Origin of the sequence: Granulicatella sp. HMSC31F03 (genome assembly GCF_001807725.1) — a bacterium.
GTDB classification, from domain to species: domain Bacteria; phylum Bacillota; class Bacilli; order Lactobacillales; family Aerococcaceae; genus Granulicatella; species Granulicatella adiacens.
The window spans coordinates 30,843-38,455 of record NZ_KV790850.1; the positions used below are offsets into that span (position 1 = coordinate 30,843).

Consider the following 7,613-nt stretch of genomic DNA (forward strand, 5'->3'; position numbering starts at 1 on the left):
ACGATATAAAAATAAAAAACAAAGAAGGGTTAGAATGATTGAATATAAAAATATAGCCTTGCGATATGATGAGAAACTCGTTTTAAAAGACGTGAATCTCACCATTAACGACGGCGAATTTATGGTGTTAGTGGGGCCATCCGGTTCAGGGAAGACAACGATGTTAAAGATGATTAACCAATTGATTGAACCAACTGATGGAAATATTTATTTAAATGAAAAACGAATCAAGGAACATGACCAACGAAAATTACGCTTAGAGACAGGGTATGTCCTTCAACAAATCGCGTTGTTCCCGAACTTAACGGTAGCAGAAAATATCGCCCTTATCCCTGAAATGAAAGGGTGGAAGAAGGAGCAAATCACAACCAAAACGAAAGAACTGCTTGAAAAGGTAGGGCTTCCTTTTGACGATTATGCCAAACGCCTTCCAAGCGAACTCTCTGGTGGGGAACAACAACGTGTGGGGATTATACGAGCGATGATTGCTGAACCGATGACACTGCTCATGGATGAACCTTTCTCAGCACTCGATGCGATTTCTCGTAAGCAACTACAAGAACTGACAAAATTACTGCATCGTGAGTTTAAGATGACGACCATTTTCGTCACACATGATACCGATGAAGCGCTGAAACTAGCTGATCGTATTGCTGTCTTAAAAGATGGAGAAATCCAGCAAGTCGCATCACCTTCTGAAATTCTCGCAAGTCCGGCAACCGCATTTGTAGCGGAACTTTTTAAAGGAGGTGTCCGTCATGAATAATTTGATTACGACGTTTCAAGATCGTTTTAGCGACTGGACGGTAGCACTAGGGCAACATTTACAGCTTTCCTTATTAGCGCTACTGATTTCGATTCTGATTGCTGTTCCGTTGGCGGTTCTGTTAAGTTCTCGTAAGCGTGCAGCAGGCTTTGTTCTTCAAGTGGCTGGGATTTTCCAAACGATTCCGTCCCTAGCACTATTAGGGCTCTTCATTCCATTTATGGGGATTGGAACGGTTCCGGCGCTTACAACCCTTGTGATTTACGCCTTATTCCCAATCTTGCAAAATACGATTACAGGACTACAAGGAATTGATCCAAGTCTGGAAGAAGCCGCAGTAGCCTTTGGGATGACGAAATGGGAACGATTGAAGAAGTTTGAAATTCCGATTGCAATGCCTGTCATCATGTCTGGGATTCGAACATCTGCCGTCTTTATTATTGGGACAGCGACACTTGCTGCTTTAATTGGGGCTGGGGGACTCGGGTCGTTTATTCTTCTAGGAATTGACCGTAATAACGCTAGTCTCATTATCATTGGTGCAGTCTCTTCAGCTGTCTTGGCGATTGCGTTTAGTACCTTATTAAAATGGATGGAGCATGCCAAATTAAAAACAATTTTCGCAACCTTTGTGCTTCTATTTGCAGGACTAGGGGCTTCATTTGTATCAGGAATGATGCCTTCGATGGGACAACAAACCTTAATCATTGCTGGGAAATTAGGGCCTGAACCTGAGATTTTAGCGAATATGTATAAACTCTTAATTGAAGAAAACACAAAGCTGAAAGTGGAAGTAAAACCAAACTTCGGGAAGACAACATTCCTGTATGAAGCATTAAAATCAGGGGATATTGATATTTACCCAGAATTTACAGGAACTGTTACAGAAAGCTTGTTGAAACCTGCTCCAAAAATTTCTCATGATCCGCAAGAAGTCTTTGAAGCAGCAAAGGATGGAATTCTAAAACAAGATGGCTTAGCCTTTCTAAAACCGATGGCATACCAAAATACGTATGCCGTTGCTGTTACTAGAGCGGTTGCTGAAAAATATGGACTCAAGACTATCTCCGACTTGAAGAAAGTGGAAGGACAATTGAAAGCAGGTTTTACGCTTGAATTTAATGACCGAGAAGACGGAAATCGCGGACTTCAAAGTAAATATGGATTAAACCTCAATGTCGCAACGATGGAACCAAGCCTTCGTTACCAAGCGATTCAATCAGGTGACATTCAAATAACGGACGCGTATTCAACGGATGCTGAAATTACACGTTATGATTTAGTCGTATTAGAAGACGATAAACAATTATTCCCACCATATCAAGGAGCGCCTTTAATGAAGGAAGCCTTATTAAAACAACATCCTGAATTGGAAAGTGTGTTGAATGTATTGGCAGGAAAAATTACCGAAAGTCAAATGAGTCAAATGAACTATGAGGTTGGAGTAGAAGGGAAGTCCGCTGAAACGGTTGCTCGCGAGTTCCTTCAAAGTCAAGGCTATATTAAGTAGGAAACATAATCAATGTAGAACTTCACTTTAAGAACAAGGCAGATAAATCCAGTAGATACTCATTCACTGTTCAGCCTCCATTTTAGAAGAAAAGCATTAAAACAAAAAAAGAATGTAGTGAAACTACATTCTTTTTTTTGCTTTAATCAACCCTATAAAGAAATAGATTATTCCGCTACTTTTTTGAAACGCATTGTGAAGTAGGCAGTAACCTTTTGATCATTATCCAGTATTTTTTGTTGTTCGAGTGTTAGTGTTAAAATGCCATCTTCAATGGAATATTTATAGGACACTGGTTTTACGAATTTTTCGACTGAAAAGGTCGCCAGACTTAGGAAGTTTGGTGCGTACTTGAATTCCATCGTACCGGTACCCTCATTGATTGTAATCCCTGTTAAGGTCTCTTGGACTTCATTCTTTTCATCATTAAATCCATAGGTGAGGTAGCCTTTTTGATTGTTCCATTTCTCTAGACTCTGTTTCAAAACATTATATTGATTTTTAATATATTCTTCTTTCGTTCCTTTGACACTTGTTAGATTCTTGGACTTCGCGTAGTCATAGAAGTTGCCCATAGCCGCTTCGATGGAGGTAGTATATTCATATACCGCAGAATTCCCTGTAATCGTCAGTGTCGGTTTTACGTCCTTGAAGGCATCCGAATAAATGAGTCGGCGTGGAATTTCTTCCTTATCCTGAAAATCTAGGTATCCTAAGCCGCGTTCAAGTGTACTTCTGAAATCGATTTGTTCCCATTTTCCTTCAAGAGGATTAGAAGAAGCAGCTGTTGATGTAGTAGTTGTTGTAGCAGTTTGATTTCCACAGCCAGCAAGCATTAAAAGAGAGCAGCCAGCAATGAATAATGGTTTTAAATATTGTTTAAACATGGTCGCGTCTCCTTTCTATTTCTTTTCTGCACTTGGTACGCGTTTGAAGTTCAGTTCGAAATGAACTGGAAGATTATCCTTCGTCTTCATATCGGCGTAGATGGTCAAGATACCGTCTTTTACTTCATAGTTGTAAGTTACTGAATCAAATCTGTGATCTTTGTCCGCTGTCGTTAGAGGGAAGGAGTCAAGAATGATGATCCCTTCGTCAAATGTGACAGTTTTTGCTTTTTCATCGACAGTTCCTGTAGCTTCGTAGCTATACGTTCCGGTCGATGTATCCATTGATGCTTTATATTTCTTGAAGTTTTTCACGAAATCTACTTGTCCATTAATATAACGGCTGACAAATGCATCCTCTGTCATTTCTTTCTTGTCCCTTGAAATCTCGTAGAATGCTTTTGCAAATTTTTTCGAATCGTATTGATAGCTTAGCTTTGCAGTTGTGCCATCAATGGATAATTTCATCTTGAAATCTTTAAACGCTTCAATAAATTTCGCAAAAGTATAGCTTTTCATTCCACGTGGGAAAAAGGCTCTTTGCAATGATTCAAGCTCGTATACGGATTCCCATTCACCAGCTAAATTATTTGGATCTTTCTGTTCTTGTTGCGATTGTTGTGCGTTATTGGCATTTGAATCTGAAGCTTGGTTCTGTCCACATCCAGCAATCACAAAAACTACGAGAAGAGAGAGCAGACCAAGAAACAGTTTCTTAGTATGTCTAATCATCGTTAGACCTCCTTCGAAAAGATAGTTGTATTATGTTTATATCATACTTCTAATATTTTTGTTTTGCAATGCTTTTCACGAAATTTACTACCTTCCCACGTAACTTCACCGATTATTCAAAGTGAGAAGCGCAACCTCTTCTTTAAAAAAAGGGACAAATAGTTGAGATTCTCAAGGCCTTTTATGTGCAAAAAGACTTTTTCATATCTATTAAAATACGAAGGTCCTTTGGGGTATAGTCATGATAGCCGCGAAGAACAAGGAAGATGAATTAGAGCGGGTTAAAGTTTCCAACTTTTACCCGCTCTTTGAAGCTTGCTAGGGTTGAGACCTTAGGCTCAACCCGGTGTAGCAGTTATCATGACTATACTGAACCAAAGGTTCCGAAGTATTTTAATAGAGCTTAAGCTCTTATTTTTTTTGCACAAAAAACCCCTTGAGAAATTCTCAAAGGGCAGTGGAATGACTAATTGCTAGTTGTGTCAGACACTTTTTTGAATTTTGTTGTGATAAAGGTATTTACATTATTTTTGCCATCGCGTTGCTCGATTGTCAACGTTAAAATATCTCCATCAATAGAGTATTTATAAGTCGTTTCTTTATTGACAGGTCCAATGGACATGATCGCAAGCTGCACAATATTTATAGCTTCTGGGAAGACAATCGTTTGATTTGCTGTATCTAATTTACCATTTTTCAAAACAGAATGAATTGTGTTATTATCTTTATCAAATTCATAAGTCGTATTTGGGTAGTCTTTAGCAGCTCCTTGTAGAGTAGTCGATAATCTAATAAATTGATTTTTAATATATTCGTCTTTCGTTTGAGTTACTTTAGACGCATCTTTTTGTTTTAAGTAATCGTAGAACATTCCAAAACCTTCTGTTAAAGATACAGTGTAGTCGAATTCAACAGATGTACCTGTAATGTTCAACGTTGGTTTCAAATCTTTCAATGCCTCAGGATAGATCAGTTTGATAGCCGAATCATCATTGTTGAAATCTTTATAGGCTAAGCTTTGTTCAAGAGCTGGTCGGAAGTCGATAGCTTGCCATTTTCCTTCAATTGGAACTGGGTCTTTTTGAGTAGTGCTTCCTTTACGTTTGAAGTGCAGTTCATAGTGAACAGGAAGATTATCTTTTTTCGCTTTTCCGTCAATCGTTAAGTAAAGCATGTCATCTTTTAATTCGTAGTGATATGTGTTTTGCGAAGCGCGATTTTCGCCGAATGAGAAGAAGAATGAGTTCGTTACTGAAATTCCTTCATCAAATGTCATTGTTTTGGCATCTTGATCAATAGAACCTGTTGCTTCGTAACTAAATACGCCTGTATCTTTATTCATGCTAACTTTGTATTTCTTAAAGTCGCCTGCAAATCCTTCATGAGAGTCATATATGAGTTTTTTGAACTCATCTTCAGTCTTACCTCTAGCGTCTGTTGTGAAAGTGTAGAAAGCTTTAATAAAGTTATCAATGTTATAATCGTATTTAATCGTTGCTGTATTGTTTTCAATCTTCATGTCCATTTTGAAGTCTTGAACAGATTCAAATAAACGAGCAAAGTTGATTGCCTTGAGGGTATAGGCTCCGATTGATTCCGTAAAAGCATCGGGAATATCGACTAATTCCCAATCACCGTCAATCGTTTCTACTTTTGGCGCTTCTGTTTGAGCGGCATTTTGAGAGTTGCTTGGAGAACAAGAAGCCAGTACAAAGACTGAGAATAGAGCAACTAGTGTTAAAAATAATTTCTTATAATGTCTAAACATTGTTAGACCTCCTTAATAGAGTAATTCTAATATAATTAAATTATAACGATTACAATTTTTATTTGCAATGGTTTTCACGAATTTTACAAGCTTGCCCCGTAATTTCACCGATTATTCAAAATGAGAAGAGGAATAGTTTTATTTGACCGGTTCACTAAACGGTAGAGAATCTCAAGGACTTTTTAGTGTAAAATTGCTTTCAGCTTCTATAAAAATACGAAGGAGCTTCGGGGGATAGGAATGGGAGTAAGACAGAAGAAACAGTGTTTTTCTGTTTCTTCGTAGTCTTACCCCCGCAAGGACAAATAGGATTGACCAAACTACTTGATAGTGAAGGTCAATCCATTTGTCTACTGCGTCTACATTGTTTAAGTTAACAATATGAAAATTGCAAGCTTGCTAGGGTTGAGACCTAAGGCTCAACCCGGTGTAGTAGTTATCATGACTATACCGAAACGAAGATTCTAGAGTATTTTAATAGTGCACTTAATAAATCAGTTTTGAACTTTCTTAAATTTCAATTCGTAGTAAATATTATAGATTTTGCTAGAATCAGGCTTTTCAAAAGTAATTGTCAAGACATCACCGTCTAATGAGTAGTGATAAGTTGTTTCTAAATACGCTTGTGATGCTTCTGAAAAAATGACGAAATCTGCAATAGCCATTGGATTTGGGAAAGTGATGGTTTTATTTTTTGTATCCACCTTTCCGTTTGGTACCACAGTATGGACACTGTAATTTGCCTCATCAATTTCAATTTTAGAATTCAAACTGACTGATAAATCTGTTTTAAGTCGATTAAAGTAGAAGTTGATGTATTTTTCTCTTGAATCTTTATTTTCTGTCTTAGTGGTTTGATAATAATAGTTGTAATCGGCATTATAGGCGTCTGTTAGATGCACCAAAACGTCATAAGTAGCGCTATTCCCAGAAATCGTTAAGGTTGGTTTTAAATCCTTTAACGCATTCACGTAAATTAATTGGAAAGCTTTTTTATTTTTTTTATTCACACGATAGAAGAGCCCCCGTAATAAGGCTTCTCTAGTATTCATCAGTTCCCATTTTCCGTCTAAAGAAACTGTCTGTTTAGAAGTTGGTTCTGTCGTATTGTTTTCTGAACCAGAGACACGTTCGAATTTTAATTCAACATGAGCCGGTAGCTGTGTTTCTTTTTCGGTTCCGTCCATAGAGATAATTAGTAGATTATCTTTTAAATCGTATTTATATGTGACTGGATCATATGCCTCCGTAAATGTCACCGGGAAGTACATAATGAAGTTTAAAGGTTCTTCGAAGTTCAGGGTTTTATCTTTAGAATTGACGGTCCCTGGAGCGTAGAAAGTAAAGGCACCCGTTGCTGTATCAGTTGTGACTTTGTTTGTCTTGTAAGGGTCTGCTAATTCTTTAATTTTTGGAAATAGTTTTTCCTTAAAAGCTTCAAGTGATATATCTTGTTTAGAGATTTTATAATAGTCATCTGCAAAACGATTTAAGTCAGTAGAGTAGCTAACTTCCACATTTTCGCCATTAACCTTCAAGCGCATGTCTAAGTCGTCAAAAGTCGTTAATAACTTTCCAAATGTATCAACATTCAATTTGTATATAGAATAAACAGACTGCATTGAATTATGAATGTCTGTTAATTTCCATTCGCCCTCAATATCTGTTGTTATTTTCGTTTCTTCTGTTTTAGCAGCTGCCGAACTATCGGAGTTATTTGAGCCTTGAGAGCACCCTGCAATAACGAATACTGAAAAGATTGATAGCAGAGCGAACAAGTATTTCTTGCCAAGTCTACCCATTGTGAACCTCCTAAAAAGAGTCTTGTATATGCCTTTATCATACGTTTATTGCTATAAGTTTGCAACGGTTTTCACGAAAATTACAACCTTGCTTCGTCATTTCACTGATTATTTAAAATGAGAAGAGGAATAGTTTTATTTGACCGGT

Annotated in this window: 6 protein-coding genes; 2 read left to right on the top strand and 4 right to left on the bottom strand. The window is 37.5% G+C overall.

What is annotated here, in order from left to right; translation table 11 throughout:
- Window positions 1-34: 34 nt before the first annotated feature.
- Together HMPREF3106_RS03735 and HMPREF3106_RS03740 are read left to right on the top strand one after the other, a co-directional pair.
- Window positions 35-766, top strand: a complete 732-nt coding sequence (locus HMPREF3106_RS03735) for an ATP-binding cassette domain-containing protein (protein ID WP_070444509.1) — start codon at window positions 35-37, stop codon at window positions 764-766.
- Window positions 759-2,276: an ABC transporter permease/substrate-binding protein gene (locus tag HMPREF3106_RS03740; protein WP_070444511.1), complete on the top strand. Its 1,518-nt coding sequence runs from the start codon at window positions 759-761 to the stop codon at window positions 2,274-2,276. Before HMPREF3106_RS03735 ends, HMPREF3106_RS03740 begins: the two co-directional genes overlap by 8 nt.
- A 167-nt stretch (window positions 2,277-2,443) precedes the next feature.
- On the opposite strand, the gene HMPREF3106_RS03745 is transcribed toward HMPREF3106_RS03740, so the two are convergent.
- From HMPREF3106_RS03745 to HMPREF3106_RS03760, 4 genes are all read right to left on the bottom strand, one after another.
- Window positions 2,444-3,163 carry a hypothetical protein gene (locus HMPREF3106_RS03745; RefSeq protein WP_070444513.1) on the bottom strand — a complete coding sequence of 240 codons (720 nt, stop codon included), beginning with the start codon at window positions 3,161-3,163 and terminating at the stop codon, window positions 2,444-2,446.
- Window positions 3,164-3,178: 15 nt separating this feature from the next.
- Entirely contained in the window at window positions 3,179-3,895 is a 717-nt protein-coding gene (locus HMPREF3106_RS03750) for a hypothetical protein (protein ID WP_070444515.1), read from the bottom strand.
- Between the two features lie 466 nt (window positions 3,896-4,361).
- A complete protein-coding gene (locus HMPREF3106_RS03755) occupies window positions 4,362-5,663 on the bottom strand; it encodes a hypothetical protein (RefSeq protein WP_070444517.1) in 1,302 nt (433 codons plus the stop codon).
- Between the two features lie 494 nt (window positions 5,664-6,157).
- Window positions 6,158-7,465, bottom strand: a complete 1,308-nt coding sequence (locus HMPREF3106_RS03760) for a hypothetical protein (protein ID WP_070444519.1) — start codon at window positions 7,463-7,465, stop codon at window positions 6,158-6,160.
- Window positions 7,466-7,613: the final 148 nt, after the last annotated feature.